Genomic DNA, 26,502 nt, shown 5'->3' with positions numbered 1-26,502 from the left:
GATTTTCCTGACTTTCAGGTCATTTAATTTCTTTTTGATAACTGTTGTTTTTGCCACAAAAACGTGGGTTTGGCGCGTTGACACCAATCAATACGGAATGGTTTTATACAGATGTGTATGCACTTCGGAACAGTCCGTTACCCACGGGCGTCCGCATGCGCACGGGTTGCACCTATTAATCATAAAGGTCGTTCCGCCCTCGTGGAACGCAGATGGAGAGCACATGCAACAACGTACCAAGATCGCATTAGCCGTCGCGCTGGCACTGCCGGCCATGACCGCCATGGCGCAGGAAGCCTTGCAGCGCGTCGAAGTGACCGGTTCCCGTATCCGCCAGGTCGACCTGGAGACGGCCCAGCCGATCCAGGTGATGAACGCGGAACAGATCCAGAAGAGCGGGCTGGTCACCGTCGGCGACGTCATCAACAACCTGTCCTCGGCCGGCACCCCGGCGTTCAGCAAGGGCACCGCGCTCGGCGCGGGCCGCGAGCAGGGCGGCCAGTTCGTCGACATGCGCAACCTCGGCGCCAACCGCGTGCTGGTGCTGGTGGACGGTAAGCGTTGGACCCAGACCGTCAACGGCTACACCGACATGTCGACCGTGCCATCGGCGCTGATCGAGCGCATCGAGATCCTGAAGGATGGCGCCTCGTCGATCTACGGTTCGGATGCGATCTCGGGTGTGATCAACATCATCCTCAAGAAGGAAATGCAGGGTGGCCAGGCCAGCGTCTACGTCGGCCAGAACGAAAAACACGACGCCCAGACCAAGGACTACTCGCTTACCTACGGCGCCGGCGACGAAAAGGCATCGCTGCTGTTCGGCCTGACCCACAGCGACCAGGGCGAAGTCTGGGCCCGTACCCGCGCGGCCACCGCCTCCACCTATGGTCCCAACCACCCGACCACCGGCCTGGCCGGCGGACCGTGGGGCCGCATCCGCCAGGTAAGCCCGACCGGCGCCGCCACCGGCTTCGATCGCATCCTCAACCACACCGGCGCCAGCCTGGGCGATGGCGTCGGCGCGGACGTGCGCGATCCGAATAATTATCACAGCTTCGTCAGCACCAACGAGCCTGACCTGTTCAACTCGACGTCGCAGATGATGTTCCAGACGCCGACCAAGCTGACCTCGATCTTTGTCAAGGGCGAAGTCGCGCTGCCGCTGGACATGCGCTTCAAGACCACCGCGATGTATGCCGACCGCAAGTCGACGCGCCAGGTCGCCGGCTACCCGATGAGTTCGACCGCACAGTCGAAGAATCCGGTGTACATCGACAAGGACAGCTACTACAACCCATACGGCAACCAGGTCGCCGGCGCCGGCAATGGCCAGGACCTGTTCTTCTTCCGCCGCACCATCGAACTGCCACGCGTCACCGACAACCAGAACCGCACCCTGCACATCGACGCCGCCCTGGAAGGCGAATTCGATCTGCGCGGTCTGCCGTGGAACTGGAGTGTCGGCTACAACCACAGCAAGGTCAGCGGCCTCGTCGCGGGACGCGGCGACCTGAACCTGATCAACCTCAAGCGCGCACTGGGCCCGTCGTTCATGAACGCTTCCGGCCAGGTGCAGTGCGGCACGCCGACGGCGCCGATCGGCCTGTCCGAATGCATTCCGTTCAATATCCTGGGCGGCCCGTCGGCTTCGAATCCGGACGCGCTGGAGTATGTGGTGGCAACGTCGCAGTCGACCTATGGCTCGACCGTGAACAGCGCCACCGCCGACATCACCGGTGAACTGTTTACCCTGCCAGCCGGCGGCCTGGGCGTGGCAGCCGGCATCGAGCACCGCGAAGTGCGCGGCGAAGACGTGCCTGACCTGTTCTCGCAATCCGGCTATTCGACCACCCTGGCGGGCAACCCGACCTATGGCCGTTACTCGGTGCGCGAAGCCTATGTCGAAGCGAACATCCCGCTGCTCAAGGGCGTGTTCCTGGCTGACCTGCTGAGCCTGAACCTGGCGACCCGCTATTCGGACTACTCGAACTTCGGCTCGACCAACAACAGCAAGGCCAGCGTGATGTGGAAACCGATCCGCGACCTGCTGGTGCGCGGCACCTATGCCGAAGGCTTCCGCGCTCCGACCTTGGGCGACACCTTCGGCGGCGGCTCGCAGACCTTCGCCAACTACCTGGACGCCTGCGACAGCCGCTTCGGCGAAGCGGCCCTTAACCCTGCAGTGGCGGCGCGCTGCGCGGCTGACGGCGTGCCGACCGGCTTCCGCCAGCGCAACTCGGTGGGCGCCGAAGTGCCGTCCGGCGGCGGCCAGACCCCGGTCCCGTTCACGACCGGCGCAGGCAATGCCTTCCTGCAACCGGAAACGGCCAAGAACCGCACCCTGGGCTTCGTCTTCAGCCCTGCGGCCGTGCCTGGCTTCTCGGCGTCGCTGGACTGGTTCAGCATCAAGATCGACAACCTGATCTCGGGCGTATCGGCAACCGACACGATCGAGGAATGCTACGTCAACAACGTGCAGAACTTCTGCTCGCTGATCACGCGCGACGTGACCGGTCAGGTGGTTGACCTGCAGATCGGCAACACCAACCGCGGTAAAGTCGAGACCGAAGGTCTCGACCTTGCCGTGTCCTACCGCCTGCCGCGTACGTCCTGGGGCCAGTTTGGCCTGCGCAGCGAGAGTACCTACACCGACAAATACCGTGAACAGCCGGTGCTGGGTGCGGACTGGGTGTCGTACGTCGGCGAGTGGGATATCTACCGCTTGAAATCGAACCTGTCGCTCGACTGGAGCCTGGGCAACTGGAGCGCCACCTTCACGACCCGCTTCTACAGCAGCCAGAAGAATCGTTGCTGGGACGTGGCGGCAGGACTCGAGTGCTCGAACCCGACCGACAAAGCCAGCTGGGGCACCGGCTACACCCGCGCCAAGGAAATGTGGTACAGCGACCTGTCGGTCGGCTATGCCCTGCCATGGAACGCCAAGCTGCTGGTCGGCGCGAACAATGTGTTCGACAAGAAACCAGTCATCAACTACAACGCGACCTCGAACTACGGCGGCACCTCGTCGTCGTCGGCAGTGAACCCGGATCTGCCGCTGGACCGCTTCGTGTATTTCCGCTACAACCAAGCGTTCTAAGTAGCACTAAGTTCACGCAATTTAATTGCTTGAAAAACCCGTCCGGCGCAAGCCGGGCGGGTTTTTTTTCGTATTGCCAAATTTAGATCAATTATTGACTGCTCAGTCAATTACTTGTCAAATCTATAATCTATAAATACACATTTCTGCAACACATTCGTCATACTCGCGCATATGCATTGACAGTCATGCACGCCGAATGTTTTTATTGCTGCCTTGAAAAGTCGATTCACCAATCCGTTGGCGATTTTCAGCGAGTCGCTTCGCGACATTTTTCGGTGGCAGTGCCCTTCCCCATGGTGCCGCCGCGTTTTCACCCCTAGGAGTTTTGCAACATGATGGAAACACTCTTGTCCCGCTCGGTGCGTGCGATCTGCCTCGGCGGCATGACCCTCGGCATGACCGCAGCGATCGCACAGGAAGCTTCGGCGCCTCTGCAACGCGTTGAAGTGACCGGTTCGCGTATCCGCCAGGTCGATCTGGAAACCGCACAGCCAATCCAGATCATGAACGCGGAACAGATCGCAAAATCCGGTCTGGTCACCGTGGGCGACGTCCTGAACAACCTGTCGTCGGCGGGTGCTCCTGACTTCAGCCGTTCGGGCTCGCTGACCTCGAACACCGAAGCTGGCGGCCAGTACGTCAGCCTGCGCAACCTGGGCGCGAACCGCCTGCTGGTCCTGGTGGACGGCAAGCGCTGGACCCAGACCGTCGCCGGCTACACCGACCTGTCGACCATCCCGTCGGCCATGATCGAGCGCATGGAAATCCTGAAGGATGGCGCTTCGTCGATCTACGGCTCGGACGCGATCGCAGGCGTGATCAACATCATCCTGAAGAAGAACATGCAGGGCGGCCAGCTGTCCCTGTACTCCGGCCAGAACGAAAAGAACGACGGCAAGAACAAGGACTTCTCGCTGACCTACGGCGCAGGCGACGACAAGGCATCGCTGATGTTCGGCCTGTCGCACACCGAACAAGGCGTCGTGTGGCCGGGCACCCGTCCGCGCACCACCTTCAGCAACGGCCTGGCTCACCCGATGGCCGGCCTGGGCGCTGGTCCATGGGGCCGCATCACCCCGGTCAACCCTGCCAACGGCGGTTCGCTGAACCAGAATTCGCCAGGCGGCTGGAACCGTTACCTGAACCACACCGGCGACTGGACCGGCAACGGCGTCGGCGCGGACTCGCGCAACCCGAACAACTACCACGAGTACACCGGCGCGTACGAAGACATGTACAACTCGAGCCAGCAGATGCACCTGCTGTCGCCGAACAAGCTGGACACCCTGTTCGTCAAGGGCGAAGTGGCCCTGCCGAAAGACATGCGCCTGAAGACCACCGCGATGTACTCGCAGCGTGAGTCGCTGCGCCAGATCGCCGGCTACCCGCTGCAGTCGACCTCGCAGGCCAGCTACCCGGTCTACATCGACAAGGACAGCTACTACAACCCGTACGGCAGTTCGGTCGCCGGCGCCGGCATGGGCCAGGACCTGTTCTTCCAGCGTCGCACCATCGAGCTGCCACGCACCACCGAGAACGAAAACCGCACCCTGCACATCGACGCCACCCTCGAGGGTGAGTTCATGGTCAAGGACCTGGCGTGGAACTGGAGCGTTGGCTACAACCACAACAAGGTATCGGGTACCGCGGCCGACAGCGGCAACATCAACCTGCTGAACTTGAAGAACGCCCTGGGCCCATCGTTCATGAACGCCTCCGGCGTCGTGCAATGCGGTACCGCCGCTGCGCCGATCGCGCTGGGTTCGTGCACCCCATGGAACATCCTGGGCGGCCCATCGGCCTCGACCCCGGAAGCGCTGGCCTACGTCAACGCGACCGGCACCAAGACCTACGGTTCGACCACCAACAGCGCCACCGCCGACCTGGCCGGCGAACTGTTCCAGCTGCCAGCCGGCGCCGTCGGCCTGGCCGTCGGTATCGAACACCGTGAAGTCAAGGGTTCGGACGTTCCTGACCAGTTCTCGCAGTCGGGCTACTCGACCAACCTGTCGGGCCAGCCAACCTACGGCCGCTACACCGTGCGTGAAGCGTACGCTGAGCTGAACGTCCCAGTGCTGAAGAACCAGCCGTTCGCAGAACTGCTGAGCTTCAACGTGGCGACCCGTCACTCGGACTACAGCAACTTCGGCGTGACCAACAACAGCAAGTTCAGCTTCATGTACAAGCCGGTCAAGGACGTGCTGGTGCGCGGTACCTGGGCTGAAGGCTTCCGTGCTCCGACCCTGGACGACATCGCAGGTGGCGGTTCGCAGTCGTTCGACACCTTCCTGGACCCATGCGACACCCGCTTTGGCGAAGCAACCCGCGATCCAGCCGTGGCTGCTCGCTGCGCCAACGGCATCGGCGGCGTGATCGGCACCCCGGTCAACTACCGTCAGCTGATGCAGGCAGGCACCCCAGTTACGAGCGCAGGCGGCACCCAGTCGCTGGTGGCCTTCAACTCGGGCGCCGGCAATGAGTTCCTGACCCCGGAAACCGCGGTCACCAAGACCATCGGCTTCGTGTACAGCCCATCGTACCTGCCAGGCTTCACCGTTGGCCTGGACTGGTACAACATCTCGATCGCAAACCGTATCACCGCCATCGGCGCTGACTACGTGACCGAGGAATGCTACCTGCGCGGCAACGCCAACTACTGCAGCGCGATCGGTCGCGATGCGGTCACCGGCAACATCAACCGCCTGTCGCGCGGTAACGCCAACCTGGGCGAAATGGAAACCGAAGGCCTGGACCTGGCGATCTCGTACCGCCTGCCACGCACCGCCTACGGCCAGTTCGGCATCCGCAACGAAACCTCGTACGTCGACACGTTCCGCACCCGCGACAACGCGGAATCGGACTGGAACAACTACGCCGGCCTGTACCACTACAACCGCGTGAAGTCGAACACCTCGGTCGACTGGTCGCTGGGCGACTGGAGCGCCACCTGGGGCTTCCGTTACTACAGCGGCGCGAAGGACAGCTGCTGGAGCGTGAACCCGGCCATCGAGTGCAACATGCCTGACTACAAGAGCTTCTCGTACGGCACTGGCGCGAACAAGCTGGGCTCGGTCACCATTCATGATCTGAGCGTTGGCTACCGTACCAAGTGGGATGCCCGCATCCTGTTCGGTATCAACAACCTGTTCGACAAGGCTCCGCGTACCGTGTACGAATCGCAAGCCGATGCAGCATACATCGACGTCGACCAGGCACTGGACCGCTTCTTCTACGTCCGCTACACCCAGAACTTCTAAGGGAAAGGGGTCGCAAGACCCCCTCCTGACAAGTTCCCAGAATGCCCGTCCGGCCTTGCCGGACGGGCATTTTTACTGGCGCTGTCACCGTCATCTGTTGATGACCCCGAATGCAATACGCAGCAATTGCTCGACAGACCTAACCCGCCCACCATCGATCGCCCAATGCCAGCCCAGGTAGTTGGATAACCAGCGTGACGCCACGCAGGGCCGCCCTGCCGCCACGCTTGCGCGGCTTGCGATCGAGCTTGCGTGAACCCTTCTGCGATTCGAGCAGGAACATTTCGTCGGCCTCGACGATGCCGGCCAGGCGCTCGGGCCGGTCGTCCTTGACCCGGTCGAGAAAGCGATGGCGCCAGCGAGACGTGGTGTTGGGGTGCACGCCGACACGCTTGGCCGCAGAGCGGACGGTGCGGGAATCGAGCACCGTGTCCAGATAATCGAGCCACTCTCCCTTGTGCCTGAGCCGCGCCAGCGGCGTGCCCGTCAGGTCGTTGAAGGTACGACCGCATGCGCAGCAGCGATAACGCTGCAAGTCGTTGGCCTGGCCATGCCGGTGGCAACGCTCACAGCCGCAATCCGGGCAGCACCGCCCCTTTGACCGGATCTCGCCGATAAGGGCAACCACCCGGTCGAGCCCGGCGGCGGCGAGTACCTGCTGACGCTGCGGCTCGTTGAGTTGAGGCAGCTGGGCGAACAGCTTCTCAAACTTCGGCGCTTTCATCATGCGCTCCCGATCGATGACGATCAGGATTGGACCGCGGGTCAGCTCAGCAGTTCAATGCTCATCCATATCTAATGATGACAGCGCCTTTTTACGTTGCCGATCACCCTGCCCCGCCCGACGCGGTATCATGGCGGTTTGCCCGCGCCACGCGCCGCCCCAATCCCCCACTGTATGACCATCAAACTCAAGAACGATAAAGACGTCGCCAAGATGCGCGTCGCCGGCCGCCTCGCCGCCGAGGTGCTCGAAATGATCAAGCAATACGTCGTGCCCGGCGTCTCCACCGAAGAACTCGACCGCCGCTGCCACGACTACATCCGCAAGGTGCAGAAGGCCACGCCGGCCAACGTCGGCTACCACGGCTTCCCCAAGACTTTGTGCACCTCGATCAATGGCGTGGTTTGCCACGGCATCCCGAGCGAGAAGGACATCCTCAAGGATGGCGACATCGTCAACATCGACGTCACCGTGATCAAGGATGGCTGGCACGGCGATACCAGCCGCATGTATTTCGCCGGCACGCCGAGTCCGGAAGCAAAGAAGCTGGTCGACACGACCTATGAAGCGATGATGGCCGGCATCCGCGCCGTGCGTCCGGGCGCGCGCCTGGGCGACGTCGGCCACGCGATCCAGAAGCTGGCCGAAGGCGCCGGCTACTCGGTGGTGCGCGACTATTGCGGCCACGGCATCGGCCGCGTCTACCACGAAGAGCCGCAGGTGCTGCACTACGGCCGCCCGAACACCGGCTTGCTGCTGAAGGAAGGCATGACCTTCACGGTCGAGCCGATGATCAATATTGGCGAGGAAGACGTGATCCAGCTCGACGACGGCTGGACCGTGCTGACGCGCGACGGTTCGTTGTCGGCCCAGTGGGAACACATGATCGTGGTGACGAAGAGCGGCTTCGAGATCCTGACGCCGTGGCCGGACGCCTGATCCGCTCGGATAGCGTTTAAAAAGAGAAGAAAAAAGGCCGAACTCCTCGCGGAGTCCGGCCTTTTTTGTTCCCGCCCGCGGCGCACCGCGGGCAGGATTCCTGGCAACTTAGAACTTGTAGTTGCCGGTGACGTACAGCTGACGGCCCAGTGGATCGGCGTAGCGCGGGTCGAAGCCGACCTGGTGGCCCGACGATGCACGCAGCGACAGAGGCGGCTTGCGATCGAAGATGTTCTTCATGCCGGCGCGCAGCGTGAAGGCATCGGTGAACGCGTAGCGGCCTTGCCAGTCGAAGGTCATGAACGACGGCACTTCCAGGCGGAAGCCGGTGACGTTCACGCCGGTGTCCAGGTTGCGCACGGTGGCTGCCGCATCGGTGTAGCCGTTACGGTAGTTGGCGATCAGCGAGTTCGACAGCTTGCCGGTGTCCAGCGTGGTCATCAGGCGGACGATGTGGCGGAACGTGACGGCATTGTTGGTGCCGAAGTAGTTCAGGCTGTTGGTCCACTCGTTGGCGGTGCCGGCGCGGGTGTAGTCCGCCTTCATCATGTAGGTACCGTTCAGGGTCGCCGTCAGGTTGCCGAAGCCGAAGCGATGGCGGCCGGTCAGGTCCCAGTCGATACCACGGTTATGGGTCTGGCCGATGTTCACCGACGAGCGCAGGAAGGCCCAGTAGGTGTTGCCGGTTGCCGGTTCGGTGTAGGTGCTGAACAGCTGGCGGAACTGGTCCGGGTTACCCCAGGCCTGCTGCTCGCTCACCGAGCTGACCGCATCCTTGATCTTCACGTCCCACAGGTCCAGGCCTGCCGAGAAGCGCGACGACGGCTCGAAACGCATGCCGACGGTGAACTGCTTCGAGGTTTCCGGACGCAGGTTCTCGTTACCCGTCGACAGCACGTTGTACTGGGTGGTGCCTGGACGGCACAGGGTCGGATCCTGGATCGGGCAGCCCCACGACGACGCGGTGAAGCCGGCATTGACGGTTGGCGACGCGACGTCGAGCATGTCAGGCGCCTTGAAGCCGGTGCCGTACGAACCGCGGAACAGCAGTTGCTGCGTAGGCTGGTAGCGCGCCGAGACCTTGTAGGTGGTCTTCGAGTGGTCGCTGCCGACCTTGCGGCCGCGGACGCCGTCGTCGATCGCCGAGATGGTGTCGTAACGCAGGGCCGCGGTGACTTCGATTTCCTTGGTCAGCGGCGCCAGCACTTCAGCGAAGGCGCCAGCGTTGTCACGCTTCATGTCGTAGCGCGCCGGCGCGTTGAAGTTGTAGATCACGCCATTGACCGCATCGGCCGACGGATCCTGCTGGTAGTGGTATTCGCGGTAGTCAGCGCCGATCGCCAGTTGCGCGGCGCCGCCTTTCATGGCGAACAGCTCGTGCGAACCGCGCAGGTCAGCCGCCTTCAGGGTGGTCGATGCTTCGCGGATCGAACCGTGGAAGATCGAGTCCTCGATCAGTTGCTGGGTCGCTTCGCTCTGCTGGCCGATCGGCGCGAACGGATTGAAGGAGTTATTCGCCAACATCGAGCGGAACTCGGCGTTGCGCATATAGCCGCCGACATAGCGCTCGTCGATCGAGTTTTCCGACCAGGTCAGCGCGCCGCTGACGGTCCAGCCGGCGATCTCGCCGTCCAGGCCTGCCACTGCATGCTTCGACTCGGTGATGGTCTGGCTGTCGCGGGTGCCCCAGTCATAGGCGCGGTAGTTGCCCGACACGCTGCTGACGCGGCCGAGCTGCTCGGCGCTCAGGTAAGGCGCCACGTACTGGTTGAACTGCGCCGAACCGGCGGCGATCGAGAACGGCGCGGTGTTCGGTGCGATGCGCGCGGTCAGGTCGAAGCGCGAATAGGCGATGTCGGTGAACGCTTCCCAGTTGTCGCCGAGCTTCTTGGTGCCCTTGACGAAGAAGCTGTCACGCTTGTTTTCCGGGACCATCTCGACGGTCTGGATGTAGTCGAAGGTGCAGTTGCGGGCGGTGGTGCCGTTGTTGTTGATGCTGACCACGTTCAGGTCAGGGCAGCCGCCATTGGCCAGCAGGTAGGGCGAGAAGCCGACCGACGACAGTGCCGGCACGCCGGCCGGGTTGCGGAACGCCACGGTGACGTTGGCCGGCGCCGAGGCGGTGCTGGTGTTGTCGTAGACGTAGTTGGTGCCGTTGCGCGAGAACTGGCGGAAGGCGGTGTTGGCGAAGTCGCGCTTGGTCGACAGGATCTGGTCCTGCTCGTCACGGCGGTAGCTCACCAGCACGTTCCAGCCGTCGGTGTCCAGGTCGCCGAAGCCGTAGGTGGCCGCGACGTAGCGCGAACTGCCATCCTGGCCGGCGGTCGGCTGGCTGTAGTTGGCTTCGATGTCGCCGCCCTGCTGGTTCTTCTTCAGGACGAAGTTGATGACGCCGGCGATGGCGTCCGAGCCGTACAGCGCCGAGGCGCCGTCGGTCAGGATCTCGACGCGCTCGACGGCGCTCATCGGGATCGCCTGCAGGTTGACCGTGCTGCCCGAACCTTGCGGCGCCAGGCGGCGGCCGTTCAGCAGCACCAGGGTGTAGGATTCGCCGATGTCGTGGATCGAGGCCGACACGCGGCCGCCCGAGTTGGTGCCGGCGGCGATGGCGCCGATGGTGAAGCCCTGCATTGCAGGCAGGGTCTGGATCAGTTCCGCAACGCTGGTGGCGCCGGTCTTGGCGATCGCTTCCTGGCTCAGGGTCTGGATCGGCAGCGCGCCTTCGACGTTGATCCGCTTGATCGCGGAACCGGTCACTTCGACGCGCTGGATTGGCGCGTCCTGGGCAACTGCTTGGGTAACTGCGAGGCCGGCTACGAGGCCGAAGGCGAGCCGCACTGCACGGGCACCCATTTTTTCTTTCAACATCATTGGCATCTTTCTACTATTTACGGTGATAAGACGCGCTCGCAACACCCAGGATGTGTCTCCCCTGCCCGGCGCCACGACGCGTCTTGATTATGCAAGTCAGCTTAGTTTATGTAACGCAATTTATCCCAAATGTAACGTTGCATTGCTATGCTATTGGATAGATTCTTGTATTTACTTCGCCTAATTTGTTTTTAACCTCGTCCAAATTGCCATTAAAACTAATAGTCGCAGCGCAGCATCTTTTTTACGATACCTATGCCAATTACGAAACAATTCGTTGTGGAATCGCAACCAAAATAATGTTTGTTCGGTCAAAATGCATCCGCATTGCATGAAAGACCACTACCGCCGATGCAAAAAAAACCGGCATCAGCCGGCTTGTCGATGGATTTCCACGTAATACAGACGTAAAAAAGCCCTGGAGGCCAGTACGGCGTCCAGGGCTCGAAGGTCGAACGAATTACTTGGCGTTCATCAGCGCAACGGTGGTGTCGAGCATGCGGTTCGAGAAGCCCCACTCGTTGTCGTACCACGAAGTCACTTTCACCAGGCGGCCCGACACCTTGGTCAGCGTCGCGTCGAAGTTCGACGATGCCGGGTTGTGGTTGAAGTCGACCGAGACCAGCGGATCGGTGTTGTAGGTCAGGATATCCTTCAGCGGGCCTTCGGCTGCGGCCTTCTTCATGATCTCGTTGATCTCTTCGACCGTGGTATCGCGCTTGGCGATGAACGACAGGTCGACGATCGACACATTGATGGTCGGCACGCGGATCGCGAAACCGTCCAGCTTGCCGTTCAGTTCCGGCAGCACCAGGCCAACCGCGGCGGCGGCGCCGGTCTTGGTCGGGATCATCGACTGGGTGGCCGAACGGGCGCGGCGCAGGTCTTCGTGCATCACGTCGGTCAGCACCTGGTCGTTGGTGTAGGCGTGCACGGTGGTCATCAGGCCGGTTTCCAGGCCGATGGCGTCATGCAGCGGCTTGACCAGCGGGGCCAGGCAGTTGGTGGTGCACGAAGCGTTCGAAATCACGGTGTCGGTCGACTTCAGCACGTCCTGGTTCACGCCGAACACGACGGTCGCATCGACGTCCTTGCCGCCCGGGGCCGAGATGATGACCTTCTTGGCGCCACCCTTGATGTGGGCCGATGCTTTTTCTTTGGTGGTGAAAAAGCCCGTGCACTCCAGCACCACGTCCACGCCCAGCTCGCCCCATGGGATCTCGGCCGGATTACGCTGCGCGAACACGCGGATCGGATCGCCATTGACCGTCATGGTGTCGCCTTCGACGGTGACGGTGCCAGGGAAGCGGCCATGGGTGGTGTCGTAGCGGGTCAGGTGGGCGTTCGACTCGGCGTTGCCGAGGTCGTTGATCGCCACGATCTGGATGTCTTGTTTCTTGCCGCCTTCGTAAAAGGCGCGCAGGACATTGCGGCCGATGCGGCCATAACCATTGATTGCAACTTTGATCGTCATGCTGTGCTCCTGATTAGAAAAGAACTTTTTTCGTAACGAACGAACATAGTAGAACGGGCCGCCCCTTCAGGAGCGGCCCGCATGCAGCGAATGCTTATGCTGCGATAACTTCTTTTGCTTTCGCGACGACGTTCTCGACGGTAAAGCCGAAGTGCTTGAACAGCACCGGCGCTGGCGCCGATTCGCCGAAGGTGTCGATACCGACCACGGCGCCTTCCAGGCCCACGTACTTGTACCAGAAGGCGGTCACGCCGGCTTCGATGGCCACACGAGGAGTGCCCTTGGTCAGCACGCTTGCTTTATAGCTCGCGTCCTGGCGATCGAACACGTCGGTCGACGGCATCGAGACCACGCGTGCGGCGATGCCTTCGCCTGCCAGCGCGTCGGCTGCCTTGACTGCCAGTTCGACTTCGGAACCGGTGGCGATCAGGATGACTTTTGCGTCGGCAGCGTCGCGCAGCACGTAGCCGCCCTTGGCGATGTCGGCGACCTGGTTCGCTTCACGCGCCATGAACGGCAGGTTCTGGCGCGAGAAGATCAGGGTCGATGGGCCATCCTTGCGCTGCACCGCCGCGCCCCATGCCACCGCCGATTCGACGGTGTCGCATGGACGCCAGTTGTCCAGGCCAGGAATCAGGCGCAGCGACGAGACGTGCTCGATCGACTGGTGGGTCGGGCCGTCTTCGCCCAGGCCGATCGAATCGTGGGTGAACACCGAGATCGAACGGATCTTCATCAGCGACGCCATGCGCAGGGCATTGCGGCTGTAGTCCGAGAAGGTCAGGAAAGTCGCGCCGAACGGGATGAAGCCGCCGTGCAGGGCCACGCCGTTCTGGATCGCCGACATGCCGAATTCGCGCACGCCGTAGTTGATGTGGTTGCCGGCGATGCCCGAACGCACAGGCACCGATTCCTTCCAGTTGGTCAGGTTCGAGCCGGTCAGGTCGGCCGAGCCGCCCAGGAATTCAGGCAGCACCGGGGCCAAGGCCTGGATCGCGTTCTGCGAGGCCTTGCGGGTGGCGATGGTCTCGGCCTTGTCGACGCAGGCGGCGATCGCCGCGTCCAGGGTCTTGCTGAAATCGGCCGGCAGGTCGCCCTTCATGCGGCGCTCGAATTCGGCGGCCAGCTCGGGGTGGGCGCCGCGGTAGGCCGCGAACAGCGTGTTCCACTCGGCTTCAAGCTGCGCGCCGCGCTCTTTCGCGTCCCATGCCTCGTACAGCTCGGCCGGGATGTCGAACGGGATCGGATCCCAGATCAGGTGCTTGCGCACGGCAGCGATCTCGGCGTCGCCCAGCGGCGCGCCGTGGACCTTGTCGCCGCCTTCCAGGTTCGGGGCGCCCTTGCCGATGATGGTCTTGCAGCAGATCAGGGTCGGCCGATCCGATTGCTTGGCCTGCTCGATGGCCGCGTCGATGTCTTTCACGCTGTGGCCGTCGACCTTGGGAATCACGTTCCAGCCATACGCTTCAAAACGCTTTTGGGTGTCGTCGGTGAACCAGCCTTCCACACGGCCGTCGATCGAGATGCCGTTGTCGTCGTACAGCCAGATCAGCTTGTTCAGGCGCAGGGTGCCGGCCAGCGACGCCACTTCGTGCGAGATGCCTTCCATCAGGCAACCGTCGCCCAGGAAGGCGTAGGTGTAGTGATCCACCACGTCGTAGCCTGGACGGTTGAATTCGTTACCCAGCAGCCATTCGGCCAGCGCCATGCCGACCGAGTTGGCGATGCCCTGGCCCAGCGGACCGGTGGTGGTCTCCACGCCCGGGGTGATGCCCACTTCCGGGTGACCCGGGGTCTTCGAGTGCATCTGGCGGAAGTCGCGCAGGTCGTCCATCGTCAGGTCGTAGCCGGCCAGGTGCAGCAGCGAATAGTGCAGCATCGAGCCGTGGCCGTTCGAGAGCAGGAAGCGGTCGCGGTTCGACCAGCCCGGATTGGCCGGATTGTGGCGGTAGTGCTTGTCCCACAGCGCGACGGCAATCTCGGCCATGCCCATCGGCATGCCCGGGTGGCCCGAGTTGGCTTTCTGGACGGCGTCCATCGCCAGCGCGCGGATCGCGTTGGCCATCAGGGTGGTGGTTTGCGTAGATTTCATGGAGATCGTGGATCAGGGATTGGAAAGCGATGGCCCGCGAGGCCGTAGCCCGTTATTCTACCAGACCGGGGTGCTGCCGATTTAAAATGCAGGTTTATTCCTTCAACGCAAGCCCTCACCGCGAAGTGACAGAATGCCCCGTTTTTACTGCCCCCAGCCGCTCGCCGCCGGCCTGACCGTCGACCTGCCGGAAGCCGTCGCCCACCATCTGCATGTGGTGCGCCTGCAGCCGGGCGCGGCGCTCACCCTGTTCAACGGCGAGGGCGGCCAGTACCGCGCCACCCTGCTGGAAACCGGCAAGCGCCGCGCCACGGCGACGGTCGACGCCTTCGAGGATGCCGAGGCCGAGGCGCCCTACCCCGTCACCCTGGCCCAGGGCTTGCCGGAAGGCTCGAAGATGGACTGGATCGTGGAAAAGGCGGTCGAGCTGGGCGTGGCCGCGATCCAGCCGCTGGCGGCGCAGCGCAGCGTGGTGCGCCTGTCCGGCGAGCGGGCCGAGAAACGGCAAGCGCACTGGCAGGGCGTGATCGTGGCCGCCTCCGAGCAGTGCGGCCGCAACCGGCTGGCGCGGCTGCATCCGCTGGCCGATGTGCAGCCATGGCTGGCGGCGCCGTCCGGGGGCGTGCGCATCCTGCTCAGCCCACGTGCGACCGAATCGCTGGCCGGCTGGGCGCGCGCCAATGGGGCGCAGCCGGTGACCTTCCTGATCGGCCCCGAAGGCGGCCTCACGCCGCAAGAAGAAGACGCGGCCGTCGCCGCCGGCGCCCTGTCCCTGTCGATGGGCCCGCGCGTGCTGCGCACCGAGACCGCCGGGCTGGCCGCACTGGCGGTGCTGGCCGGGGCCTGGGGCGGGATCTGAGCGTTCTGCGAAATACATTCTTTAGTTAACGTAAAACGTCGTTCCCGCGCAGGCGGGAACCTAAGTTAGCAAGCGTCTCGACAACGCAAGCAGTACTTGGGGGGAACAGCGCCAGTGGCGCTGTTCCCGCCTGCGCGGGAACGACGTGGATACTACGCAGCCGGCTTAGAACGTGTAGTTCGCCCCCAGGGTGAAGAAGCGGCCCACCGCGCCCGGCTGGTGCAGCGAGGCGTTGTACGAGGTCTGGTTGCCGGCGTTGCCGTAGGTGGCGACGTCATACGGGGCTTCCTTGTCGAACAGGTTCAGGATCGCGCCACGGATGGTCAGGTTCTCGGTGACCTTGTACGCCACGTTCAGGTTGGTCGTGGTGAACGACGACACCTCGCAGTACGACGCCGGCTGGATCAGGCCCTGGAAGTAGGTGCGGCCGCCCACGTCGAGCGCGGTCGAGGTGCAGTCGTTCACGCCCAGCGCAGGGTCGATGGTCGAGAAGCCGCTCGTGTAGTTCACCGTCGCGGTCACGTCCAGCGGGCCACGGGCATAGCCCAGGGTGAACTGGGCGCGATCCTTCGGATTGCCGGTGGCGCCGCCGACCGACGACGGACCCTGGGTGCCGGCGAGCTGGTAGCGCTCCCCAGCCACTTCGGTCTCGTAGCCGAAGGTATGGGCTGCGCTCAGGTTGGCCGTGATGGTGCCCTTGTCGCCCAGGCGCCAGCGGTAGCGCACGTCCGCCTCGATGCCGTGGGTCTCGGTGCTGCCGGCATTGATGTAAGGCGACACGGCGTACAGGATCGGGCCGGCGGCCGGCATCCCCGGCGCGGTGGTGGTGCCGGAGCCGGTGGCGATATCGATCGTCGCCGCCGGGCCGCGCACCCAGGTCGGGACGAAGCTCGGATCGTTGCCGGCCTGGGTCACGATCAGGTTCTTGATCTGGATCTTGTAGTAGTCCAGGGTCATGTTCAGGCCACGCACCGGCTCGAGGATGACACCGAAGGTGTACGACTTCGATTTCTCGGGCTGCAGGTCGGGATTGGTGATCTGGACGTAGGGCGGATTGAAGCCGCAGGCGGTCGGCACGTTGCCGGCCGTGGTCTGGCTGCCATTGGCGCACAGGATCGGATCGTTGATCGCGTTGAAGGTGAAGAACGAACCGGCATTGCCGACCTCGGACGGATTCGGTGCGCGGAAGCCGCGCGCGAAGGTGCCGCGCAGGCCGAACTGCTGGCTCGGCGCCCACTTGAAGTTGGCCGACGGGGTGAACGAATGGCCATAGGTGCTGTAGTCGTCATAGCGGCCGGCCACGCCGACTTCGACGTTCCTGATCGGGGTCGCCTGCAGTTCGGCAAACACCGCCTTGTTGGTCTCCTCGCCGACGGTGAAGGCGGAGGTGTTGGCAACCGCACCGTTGGCAGTCAGGCTCGACGGCGGCGCATTCTGCTCGCGCTTGTGCCAGTGCAGGCCGGCGGCGAAGTTCAGCGGACCGGCGCCGAAATTCGACAGCAGCTCGCGCGAACCGATCAGGTCGGCGTAGTTCAGCTTCGACTCGATCTCGTTGCTGAAGTGCGGCGAGACCTGGCTCATGACCTCGGGCGAATTATTGCCCAGCACGTTGAAGGTACCGTTGCGCAGCGCCGTGTACAGCGCGCTGCGATTGACGTAGCCACGGTAGTCCAGGTCGCTCTTGACCTTCGTGGCGCCGATCGATGCGGTCACGTCCCAGCCATAGGCGCTGCCGATCAGGTCGGCCGAGAAGCGGGTGGCGGTCGATTCGTTCTGGGTAGTCAGGGCCGGGCCGACATCCGGGATGAAGCCGTACAGGCGGGCATTCTGCCCGAACGGGTTGGTCACGTTGGCGCCGACCTGGGCCCCCGGTGCGAAGGTCGTGTTCGGCACCGCGCCGACACGCGGGGTCAGCATGCCGTTGGCCAGGACGTTGGTGCCGTTGAAGGCGGTCGGGTTGAAGGCCAGCGGCGAATTGTTGGCGCCGTTGCGGTTGTTGGTGCTTTCGCGGCGGAACATCGAACCCTTGAACTGCACTTCCCAGTCTTCGCTCAGCTTCTTGGTCATGCCGATGAGGACGTTGACGTTCTCGGTCGGCGGCTGGATGAACGACTCGGTGTCGCGCACCGCGCAACCGCCGGCGCGGTATTTGTTGAAATTGCAGTTCGGATCCAGGAACAGGTAGTTGGCCGGGTTGTTGACGTTGGTGACGCCGGCCGGATTGTTCGGGTTGGACGGGTTGTACAGGAAGGGGCTGCTGGACGCGGTCAGGAAGCTGTTCAGGTTGGTCGGCACGCCCAGGGTCAGGTCGTTGCCGCCGCGCGCGCGCCAGTCGCGGTTGGCGTAGCCGAAGTGCTCGCGGTCGGCCACGTAGATCGGGTCTTGCTTGCGGTATTCGGCGGTGATGAAAGCGTTGTAGCCGTCGGCGCCGAGGTCGCCGATGCCGGTGCTGATCGAGGCGCGCTTGGTCTTGCCGCCACCGTGCTGGGTGTCGCCCACTTCGGCCGTCAGGCGGGTGCCGTTCAGGTTTTTCTTGAGCTTGATGTTGATCACGCCCGCGATCGCGTCCGAGCCGTACAGCGACGAGGCGCCGCTTTTCAGGACCTCGATGCTCTCGATGGCGTCGAACGGAATCGACGACACGTCGACGAAGGAGCGCTGGGCGTCGTCCGACAGCGGATACGGGGCCATGCGGTGGCCGTCGATCAGCACCAGGGTAGCGCCGACGGTCAGGCCGCGCAGCGAGATGCCCGATGCGCCGTTGGCGAAGGCGCCGGCGAAACCGGTGCCCAGGGTGCCGGCGCCGTTGGCGGCCAGGTCGGTCAGCAGCTCGGCGACCGAGGTCTTGCCGCTTTTCTGGATGTCGGCCGCGGTCAGCACCTGGATCGGGGTCGGGGTTTCGGTGGTAGTGCGGCTGATCAGCGAGCCGGTCACGACGACGCGTTGCGGCGCGGCGGCGGGAGTGGCCTGGTCCTGGGCCAGCGCCGGTGCGGCGCCGGCCAGGGCGCCGCTGGCGATCACGCAGGCGATGGCGCACGGCATCGACTTCAATTTCAACATTGTGTTTCTCCTTGCTGTTCTTTTGGATAGTTTTATGCAAGCGCATGGCCCGGGTCCGTGCGCGAAATGTCTTCCCTAAAACATATTCACCAGCATGCAGACGTCTTTTGTCAAAACGTTCCATATGCAGATATGTCGCAGGGACGAACACTCTCAATAGACGCCGATTCGTGAATCAAACGTCTTATGATTCATTCCATAAAACCATATCAAAACAAAAATCGTCAACAAGCAAAAAGAGATGTACAGATTGTTAAAGCGTGCAAAATGACGCGCGTTTACACCGTGCCAGTTGCGTCCCCGCGACGTCCCGCCAGCTGGCTTCCAGCCCGGGGAAATCGGACAATCGGGACCGAAATGACGCTAAGCCATTGTATTTACGATAGTTTCATTGAATTATGGTCGAGTTGAACCAATATGCATATCCATTCCTCCCGCAAAACATGCTATGTACGCCGTATGCATGACTGATAGATGTATGAAAATTGTAGTTGACTCATGGGATAGTTGCGCAAAAGAGACGATAGGAATGGCTAGCCTTATTACTTCCGACGAAATATAAAAACATTTGAAGAAAACTAGTTTCCTCCTTAAAAAAAATGCCCCGGCAATGCCAGGGCAGGTAAATCCAATCAACGCCGGGGGCGCCGGCGTTTCTCTTGTTTCGATCAGAACTTGTGGTCGTAGGACACCGAGACCCGCGCATAGCGCGGCGGGGTCAGCGACAGCGGAGTGCCATACAGGCTCGACACCGCATCGCCGCTGTTATAGGCCTCGGTCACGTTCTGCACGGCTTGCTCGTTGGTAACGTTGAACACGTCGAGGCGCAGTTGCAGGCCCTTCAGTGCAGTCGGACGGTAAGCAACGTTCAGGTCCAGGCGCTTGTCCCAAGGCAGCTTGCCGACGGTGCCGCGGTGCACGATCTGGTTTTGCGGAACTTCTGCGCCGCCGCACCAGAAGCTCTGGTTCTCGTAATTCGGCGAATCGCCCGGGTTGGCCGAGGTGCCGATGCAGCTGCGGGGACGGCCGGCGGCCAGCAACACATTGCCGCCGACCGAGATCTCCGGGGTGACTTCATAGAAACCGAAGGCCTTGACCTGGTGCTTGCGGTCGTTCGGCAGCAGGCCGTAGGCGCCTTCCATCAGCTCCGGATAGTCCCAGGTCGAGGTCACGGCGACGTCGGCCTGGCCGTTATCGGAACGCACCTGGCCTTCGGTATTGCCCTTGTTGCGCGACCAGGTGTAGTTCACCTTGCCATAGAAGCCGTTGCGGTAAGGGTGTTCCAGGAACAGGTCGACCGCAGCGTAGGTGCGCTTCGGCTTGGCGAAGCCCTGGTCGGCGGCGGTGAGCGCGACCTTGGTCAGGTTCGCCGGGTCGCCCGAGAAGTCGACCATGAAGGTATTGTTGCGGCCCGGGTTGAAGGTCTGGCAGGTGTTGCCCCAGTACGGATTGGTGATCTCGATGCCGTTGGCCTCGGCAAAGCGCTCGAACGGACGCACGTCGCAGAAGTCGTCGAGTGTTTCTTTCAGTTCGCGATAGGTCGCCTTGGCGCCGAAGGTCAGGCGCGGCGTGATGGCGCGCTCGAGCCCGATGGTCACTTCGTCCTGGTAGGCCGGCTTCATGTCGAGCGCCGCGAGGGTCGGCAAGACCTTGTCTTGGCCAAACTCGTTATTGCCCGACAATGGCTCGGTCAGCTGCACCAGCCCGGTCGGGGCGCCGTTGGCATCGACGCCGGTATAGGTGTAATACTGGTTGGTGAAGGTCGAACGGCCGGCGCCGCGCACCGAGATGTGGGTCGGGATCGGCACCGAGTAACGGCCCAGGGTGGCGAACAGCTTGGTCGTGCCGTCGCCTTGCACGTCCCAGGCCGCCGCCAGGCGTGGCTGGATCTGGTTGTCCATGTCGAGGAAGGTCACCTTCGATTCGTTCTGGTTCTTGAACGACTCGCTGCGCACGCCGATGGTCAGCAGCAGGTTCTTGGTGGCTTGCCAGCGGTCTTCGACATAAAAGGCGCTCTGTTCGGCGTAGGAGTCGGTGACCGTCGAGAACAGGCGCTTGGACACGTAATAGCCCTGGCTACCCAGGCCGCCACCGCTGGCTGGCGCCGGCACCGTGCCGCCACTCACGCCGATCGGCCGGCCCGGGTTGGCCGTCCGGAAGTAGGCCCAGGTGCCGCCACCCGCCTTGAACACGCCCGCATTGAGCGATTCGACGTCGGTGCGGTCGTAACCCGCGCGCAGGTTATGGTCGCCGAGGCGGTATTCGAGGTCCAGGCGGCCCGAATCGACCTTGTCCTTTGCGTCCGGCGCCAGGATATTGCCGGTGATCGCCTGCGGGTTGGCATAGGTAAAGCCCGGGGCGCGGTTTTCCGGCGACGAGATGGTCGAGAAGATGTTGGCCTGGTAGTTGCTGAAGGCATTCTCGTGTTTCAGCTCGCTGCGGCCGTAGAGCGCGGTCAGGGTCAGGTCGTCGGTCAGGTTGCCGGTGTAGCGCAGCATGGCGGAGCGGCCGCCGTTGTCGTCCACGTTGCGGCGCGTGGCGGTGGAGGTGACGACGCCGTTGCGGGTACGGCTGGCGTAGTCGAAGCCGCTGTCGATGTAGGTGCGCTTCGGGTTGTCACCCAGGGCCGTCAGTTCCAGGCGGTGGTCCTCGCTGATGTTCCAGTCGATCTTGCCCATATAGCGCGCAACTTCCCGCTCGTCGTCGCGCCAGCCGTTCTGGGCGTTCGAGGTGCTGGTGCGGAAGCCCTCGACGTAGCCGCGATCGTTCTCGATCATCTCGCCGGCCAGGTAGATGAACAGCTTGTCCTTGACGATCGGGCCGCCGACATAGGCGCCATAGGTCTTCTGCTCGCGCGTGTTCTCGCGCTGGGCGCGGCGCAGGGTGCCGTCGGTGAGCGGGTTGTAGCCGGTGTTGGCGTAATAGATGTCGTTCTCGCTGGCGCGCCAGCTCTTCGGCTCGAACGTGACCTGGGCGCCCGCCTCCCAGGTATTGGTGCCGCTCTTGGTGATCACGTTGACCACGCCGCCGATCGAGCGACCGAACTCGGCGCCGAAGCCGCCGACCAGCACCTGCGCTTCGGCGATCGCGCCGAACGGCAGCTGCGAGGCGCCCAGGCCGGTCAGCGGATTGGTGACGGGGAAACCGTTGATGTAATACGAGTTTTCGGACGCCGCACCGCCGCCGAACGAGGCGCCGCCGGCGAAGCGCGAGTCCACGCGGGTGGTGTTCGGCGCCAGCTGGATGATGCCCTGGATGTCGCGCGTCACCGGCAGCGCGGCCAGCTGGCGGGCGTTGAAGGTCGCGCCGGACGAGGTCGAGGTGACGTCGATATTGCGGCGCTGGCCGGTCACTTCGACCGTCTGCACGCCCGCCTCGGCAAAGACCGCCTCGGCGTTCTGGCCGATGCTGGTTTCGACCCTGGTCGTGCCCACCACGGCATCGCCCCGGTATTGGGTCACGGTGTAGGAGCCGGTGGGCAGCGCGGTGGCCTGGAAGCGGCCTTGCGCATCGGGCGTCACGGTGCGGCGCAAGCCGGTGGCCGGGTTTTCCAGCACCACGCGCACATCGGCGCCAGGGGCAACGGTGCCGTACACCACCGATGTGGCGTTCGACTGCGCCAGGGCCGGCGCCATCGTGCCGATGGCGAGCACGGCGCCGCCGAATGCCAGCGTCAGGGCGTGGACTAGAACGGTTTTCTTAAGCATGTGTGATTTCCTGTCTTATGTCGGTCGCTCCCATGGAACGGCCGCGGATGGTTGTATGTGAATCACGATCCAGGCAGCGTTGGCTGCTTTTCCTCTCTTGGGCCGACTGACGAAATATTCATTTAACTGATAATTCGACCAAAAGGCACTTTTCGGATGGAACCATGGAGAAACTTCTTGTGTCAATGACACAGTTCCCTTTGGTATGCATACAAACAACACTGTTTATGAGAAATCACAACGGATTACGCCAACCGAATAAAAATCGCCAAAATCGGGCATCGATGCACAGAATTGGCCATCTGTTGCACCAAATCGCCCATCAAACGAAATCTTCTATCGCCAGCGACAGAATGGCTATGCACGCAGTACATACGGGGCGAAATCAAGGATTTTTCCGGATAACGTTTGGATGGATGTCATATAAAGACAATTTTGTGAATTTTTAGTTACCAAGAATCAAGGAAGGATATTCGACCTACTTATAGTGCATTGCGAAGAACAGGCGACTCGTCCGTCAGTACCGGATTCCAGTACCGTTGATCATCCAATTTGCAAGCACAGAAGCGCACTTTGTTGATTCGGCGCAAACCGATATGGACCGCGCCGACATGCCATTTGGCAATGCGCGCCAGTGGCCGTGCGGTGGAATGAAACAGGGCAACGATGACAGCGCCCATAAAAAAAGCCGCTCCGAAGAGCGGCCTCCAGGCTGACGACGGCCTTGCGGCCGCCGCTCACGATCAGAACTTGCGATCGTACATCAGCGAGAAGCGTGCATAACGTGGCGAGGTCAGCGACAGCGGGGTCTGGTACAGGCCGCTGACGTTGGCGCCGTTGTTGTAGGCCTCGGTCACGTTGCGCACGACCTGGCTGTTGAACACATTGAACACGTCGACGCGGAACTGCAGGCCCTTGGCGAAGTTGGGCTTGTAGGCCACGTTCAGGTCGTAGCGGTGTTCCCACGGCAGGTTGCCCACCGTGCCGCGCGGGGTCAGCACGTTCTCCGAACGGGTCAGGCCGCCGCAATAGAAGGTCTGATTCGCGTAATTCGGCGAGTCGCCCGGATTGGCGGCGCTGCCGATGCAGCTGCGCGGACGGCCCGAAGCGATCAGCACATTACCGCCCACGACGATCTCGGGGGTGACTTCGTAGAAGCCGAATGCCTTCAACTGGTGCTTGCGGTGGTTCGGCAGGTAGCCGTACGCGCCTTCCATCAGCTCCGGATAGTCCCACGACGACGTGACGGCGACGTCGGCCTGGCCGTTATCCGAACGCACCTGGCCTTCGGTATTGCCCTTGTTGCTCGACCAGGTATAACTGGCCTTGGCGTACCAGCCGTTGCGGAACGGATGCTCCAGGAAGGTTTCGATCGATTTATAGGTACGCTTCGGCTTGTCGAAGCCCTGGTCGGCCGCGGTCAGGTTCACCTGGGTCAGGCGCGACGAGTCGCCCGAGAAATCGACCAGGAACTCGTTGTCTTCACCCGGGTTGAAGGTCTGGCAGGTGTTGCCCCACAGCGGGTTGGTGATCTCGATGCCGTTGGCTTCGGCGAAGCGCTCGAATGGACGCACGTCGCAGAAGTCGTCGATGGTCGAACGCATCTTGCGGTAGATCGCCTTGGCGCCGAAGTTCAGCGATGGCGAGAAGGCTTTCTCGAAGCCGAAGGTCAGCTCGTCCTGGTATTGCGGATCCATGTCGCGCGCCGCCAGGGTTTCGACGACCTTGTCCTGGCCATACTCGTTGTTGTTCGACAGCGGTTCGCTCAGCTGCACCAGGCCGGTCGGCGCGCCGTTGGCGTCGGTGCCGGTATAGGTGTAGTACTGGGCGGTATAGGTCGAACGGCCGGCGCCGCGCACCGAGATATGGGTCGGGATCGGGACCGAGTAGCGGCCCAGGGTGCCGTACACCTTCAGGCTGGCGTCGCCGTTGACGTCCCACACCGCGGCCAGGCGCGGCTGGATCTGGTTCTTCATCTCCAGGAAGGTGGTCTTGGAATCGTTCTGGTTCTTGAACGACTCGTTACGCACGCCCAGGGTCAGCAGCAGGTTCGGGGTCGCCTGGAAGCGGTCCTCGAGGTACCAGGCGCTCTGTTCGCCGAACGAATTGGTGACGGTCGAGAACAGGTTGCGGGTCACGTAATAGCCCTGGCTGCCCAGTGGGCTGCCAGTGCTGGCCGGCGACGGGATCAGCACGCCGCTTGGCCCCTCGATCTGCGCGTTCGGGTTGGTAGCGCGGAAGTAATCCCAGCGGCCGCCGCCGGCGATGAATTCGCCCGCCGCGACCGACTCGACCTTGGTCTGGTCGAAGCCGCCGCGCAGCGTGTGGCGGCCCAGGCGCCATTCGACGTCGAAGCGGCCCGAGTCGACGATGTCTTCCGAGCCCGGGGCCAGGATGTTGCCGCTGATGTTTTGCGGGTTGGCGTAGGAGAGGCCCGGCGCGCGCGCGTCGACCGTCGACGAGATCTGGAACAGGTCCGGGTTATAGCCGGTGAAGTAGTTCTCGTGCGTCGACTTGGAGCGGCCGTACAGTGCGGTGACGGTCAGGTCGTCGGTCAGGTTGCCGACGTAGCGCAGGGTGTTGAGCTTGGCGCCGTTGTTGTCGACGTTGACCAGTTGCTGGGTCGAAGTCACGGTGTTGTTGCGGGTGCGGGTGGCGTAGTCGAAGCCGCTGTCGGCATAGCTCACCTCGGGCGTATCGCCCATCGTGGTGAATTCGATACGGTGGTTGTCGGTGATGTTCCAGTCGAGCTTGGCCATGTAGCGTTCGACCTTGGTGTCGCGGTCGCGCCAGCCCACTGAGGCGTTGTTGGTGGCCACGCGGAAGCCGTTGACCAGGCCTTCCTCGGTATCGTGCTTTTCGGCCGCGGCGAAGAAGAACAGCTTGTCCTTGATGATCGGGCCGCCGACGTAGGCGCCGTACACCTTGCGGTCGACCGTGTTCTCGGCGCGCGCCAGGCGCAGCGTGCCGTCGGTGGCGGCGTTGTTCGGGGTGCCGGTGCGGCCATAGTAGATGTCGTATGGGGTCGCGCGCAGCGACTTCGGCTCCCAGGTCACCAGGCCGCCGGCTTCCCAGGTATTGGTGCCGCTCTTGGTGACGATGTTGACCACGCCGCCGATCGAGCGGCCGAACTCGGCGCCGAAGCCGCCGGTCAGCACTTGCGCCTCGGCGATCGCGCCGAACGGCAGCTGGGCCGCGCCCAGGCCGGTCAGCGGATTGGTGACAGGGAAACCGTTGATGTAGTACGAGTTCTCGGAAGCTGCGCCGCCACCGAACGAAGCGCCGCCGGCGAAGCGGGTGTCGGCCGTGGTGGTATTCGGGGCCAGCTGGATGATCGATTCGATGTTGCGGCCGATCGGCAGCGAGGCGAGCTCGCGTGCGTTGAAGGTGGCGCTGCTGCCGGCGCTGCTGGTGTCGATGGTGGCGCGGCGGCCGGTCACTTGCACGACGGCGCCGCCGCCAGCGGCCGGGGCGCCCGCGAAGATCGCCTCGCCATTGCGGCCGATGCCGGTTTCCACTTCCACCGTCGCCACGTTGGCGCCGTCGCGCACCTGCGTCACGCGGTACACGCCGCTCGGCAGCGAGCTGGCCACGAAGCGGCCCTGCGCATCCGGGGTCAGGGTGCGGCGGATGCCGATGTCCGGGTTCTCGATCAGGATCTGGACATTGCTGCCCGGGGCGACGGTACCGAACACGCTGCCGGAAGCATTCGACTGCGCCATTGCCGGCGACATCACGGCCATGCTCAGTGCGGCGCCGCCAAAGGCGATGCTCAGGGCGTGGACCAATACGGTTTTTTTCAACATGCGATTTCCTGTCCTCTTGTCAGCCACCCTCGTGAAGCGGCTGGTGTTGGTTTTATGGTTGTGATCCTGAAGTCACTGCGCTTGTAACTTTTCCTCTCTTTTAGCACCTGACGACATATTCATTTATTTGATAACGCCGTCGAGTTGCCTGAGGCCATAAAACCATGACGCAAGTTCTTATGTCAATGACACACTTTGACAGTATGCATATATACAACACCCTCCTATGAGAATTTGCACGCGCAAAATTAAATTCGCCCATATTGGTGAGGCGCTGCACAAATTTGGTCAGATCGGGCGCCAAAGTGGATCGCCTTGCAATATTCTGTCAAAAGTGAGTCTCGCCACACAATCAGTCGTATTTACATCTACCGCATCGTGATTTGTGCAAATATCGTTCGGCATCGTGTCATATTTGTCTAATTTTCGTTGCATGCAAACTAAGGTTTTATGCATAAGGATATTTGTTCTACTAATAAAGCCTCCATCGGAAAACACATGCTTACTCATGATCGGCACCAATTACCAGATTCAACCGACCCAATGAGCAAGGTCCGGCGCCACATTCATGCTCGGCGGACGCTTTCCCCACACGACGTTGATGACGCCA

10 protein-coding genes and 1 pseudogene are annotated in these 26,502 nt (G+C 62.6%); 4 read left to right on the top strand and 7 right to left on the bottom strand.

Annotated features, from left to right (window positions below; all coding sequences use genetic code 11):
• Positions 1-223: 223 nt before the first annotated feature.
• Together AC3A6F_RS02260 and AC3A6F_RS02255 are read left to right on the top strand one after the other, a co-directional pair.
• On the top strand, positions 224-3,100 hold the full coding sequence (locus tag AC3A6F_RS02260; protein ID WP_487678331.1) for a TonB-dependent receptor domain-containing protein: 2,877 nt from the start codon (positions 224-226) through the stop codon (positions 3,098-3,100).
• Between the two features lie 335 nt (positions 3,101-3,435).
• The gene (locus AC3A6F_RS02255) at positions 3,436-6,360 is read left to right on the top strand and encodes a TonB-dependent receptor domain-containing protein (protein WP_487678330.1); all 2,925 of its coding nucleotides are present in this window, start codon (positions 3,436-3,438) and stop codon (positions 6,358-6,360) included.
• Positions 6,361-6,450: 90 nt separating this feature from the next.
• Here the strand turns inward: AC3A6F_RS02255 and AC3A6F_RS02250 are convergent.
• Positions 6,451-7,084: pseudogene (locus AC3A6F_RS02250) on the bottom strand (transposase).
• A 174-nt stretch (positions 7,085-7,258) separates the two neighbouring features.
• Here AC3A6F_RS02250 and map point away from each other — a divergent pair.
• Complete coding sequence (gene map / locus AC3A6F_RS02245) at positions 7,259-8,023, top strand: type I methionyl aminopeptidase (RefSeq protein ID WP_487678329.1); 765 nt, start codon at positions 7,259-7,261, stop codon at positions 8,021-8,023.
• A gap of 108 nt (positions 8,024-8,131) precedes the next feature.
• On the opposite strand, the gene AC3A6F_RS02240 is transcribed toward map, so the two are convergent.
• The 3 genes from AC3A6F_RS02240 to tkt form a co-directional block, all read right to left on the bottom strand.
• The gene (locus tag AC3A6F_RS02240) at positions 8,132-10,876 is read right to left on the bottom strand and encodes a TonB-dependent receptor (RefSeq protein ID WP_487678328.1); all 2,745 of its coding nucleotides are present in this window, start codon (positions 10,874-10,876) and stop codon (positions 8,132-8,134) included.
• A gap of 478 nt (positions 10,877-11,354) precedes the next feature.
• Positions 11,355-12,368 carry a type I glyceraldehyde-3-phosphate dehydrogenase gene (gene gap / locus AC3A6F_RS02235; protein WP_487678327.1) on the bottom strand — a complete coding sequence of 338 codons (1,014 nt, stop codon included), beginning with the start codon at positions 12,366-12,368 and terminating at the stop codon, positions 11,355-11,357.
• A 94-nt stretch (positions 12,369-12,462) separates the two neighbouring features.
• Entirely contained in the window at positions 12,463-14,460 is a 1,998-nt protein-coding gene (tkt, locus tag AC3A6F_RS02230) for a transketolase (RefSeq protein ID WP_487678326.1), read from the bottom strand.
• Positions 14,461-14,593: 133 nt separating this feature from the next.
• Here tkt and AC3A6F_RS02225 point away from each other — a divergent pair, with 133 nt between their 5' ends.
• A complete protein-coding gene (locus AC3A6F_RS02225) occupies positions 14,594-15,319 on the top strand; it encodes a 16S rRNA (uracil(1498)-N(3))-methyltransferase (RefSeq protein ID WP_487678325.1) in 726 nt (241 codons plus the stop codon).
• A gap of 165 nt (positions 15,320-15,484) precedes the next feature.
• Here the strand turns inward: AC3A6F_RS02225 and AC3A6F_RS02220 are convergent, their stop codons facing one another.
• The 3 genes from AC3A6F_RS02220 to AC3A6F_RS02210 form a co-directional block, all read right to left on the bottom strand.
• A complete protein-coding gene (locus AC3A6F_RS02220) occupies positions 15,485-18,379 on the bottom strand; it encodes a TonB-dependent receptor (RefSeq protein ID WP_487678324.1) in 2,895 nt (964 codons plus the stop codon).
• A gap of 668 nt (positions 18,380-19,047) precedes the next feature.
• Positions 19,048-22,086, bottom strand: coding sequence for a TonB-dependent receptor (locus AC3A6F_RS02215; RefSeq protein WP_487678323.1), 3,039 nt, complete (start codon positions 22,084-22,086; stop codon positions 19,048-19,050).
• A gap of 743 nt (positions 22,087-22,829) precedes the next feature.
• Positions 22,830-25,892, bottom strand: coding sequence for a TonB-dependent receptor (locus tag AC3A6F_RS02210; protein ID WP_487678322.1), 3,063 nt, complete (start codon positions 25,890-25,892; stop codon positions 22,830-22,832).
• Positions 25,893-26,502: the final 610 nt, after the last annotated feature.

This window comes from Massilia sp. Soil_C_3 (genome assembly GCF_057657035.1).
The sequence above is the reverse complement of the archived record's forward strand: the minus strand, read 5'-3'. Positions and strand labels throughout refer to the sequence as shown.

What these genes read in the sequence shown, in the direction of transcription:
- tkt (WP_487678326.1), bottom strand. Translation starts at nt 14,460, where the DNA reads ATGAAATCTACGCAAACCACCACCCTGATGGCCAACGCGATCCGCGCG.
- AC3A6F_RS02225 (WP_487678325.1), top strand. Translation starts at nt 14,594, where the DNA reads ATGCCCCGTTTTTACTGCCCCCAGCCGCTCGCCGCCGGCCTGACCGTC.
- map (WP_487678329.1), top strand. Translation starts at nt 7,259, where the DNA reads ATGACCATCAAACTCAAGAACGATAAAGACGTCGCCAAGATGCGCGTC.
- AC3A6F_RS02210 (WP_487678322.1), bottom strand. Translation starts at nt 25,892, where the DNA reads ATGTTGAAAAAAACCGTATTGGTCCACGCCCTGAGCATCGCCTTTGGC.
- AC3A6F_RS02220 (WP_487678324.1), bottom strand. Translation starts at nt 18,379, where the DNA reads ATGTTGAAATTGAAGTCGATGCCGTGCGCCATCGCCTGCGTGATCGCC.
- AC3A6F_RS02240 (WP_487678328.1), bottom strand. Translation starts at nt 10,876, where the DNA reads ATGGGTGCCCGTGCAGTGCGGCTCGCCTTCGGCCTCGTAGCCGGCCTC.
- gap (WP_487678327.1), bottom strand. Translation starts at nt 12,368, where the DNA reads ATGACGATCAAAGTTGCAATCAATGGTTATGGCCGCATCGGCCGCAAT.
- AC3A6F_RS02255 (WP_487678330.1), top strand. Translation starts at nt 3,436, where the DNA reads ATGATGGAAACACTCTTGTCCCGCTCGGTGCGTGCGATCTGCCTCGGC.
- AC3A6F_RS02215 (WP_487678323.1), bottom strand. Translation starts at nt 22,086, where the DNA reads ATGCTTAAGAAAACCGTTCTAGTCCACGCCCTGACGCTGGCATTCGGC.
- AC3A6F_RS02260 (WP_487678331.1), top strand. Translation starts at nt 224, where the DNA reads ATGCAACAACGTACCAAGATCGCATTAGCCGTCGCGCTGGCACTGCCG.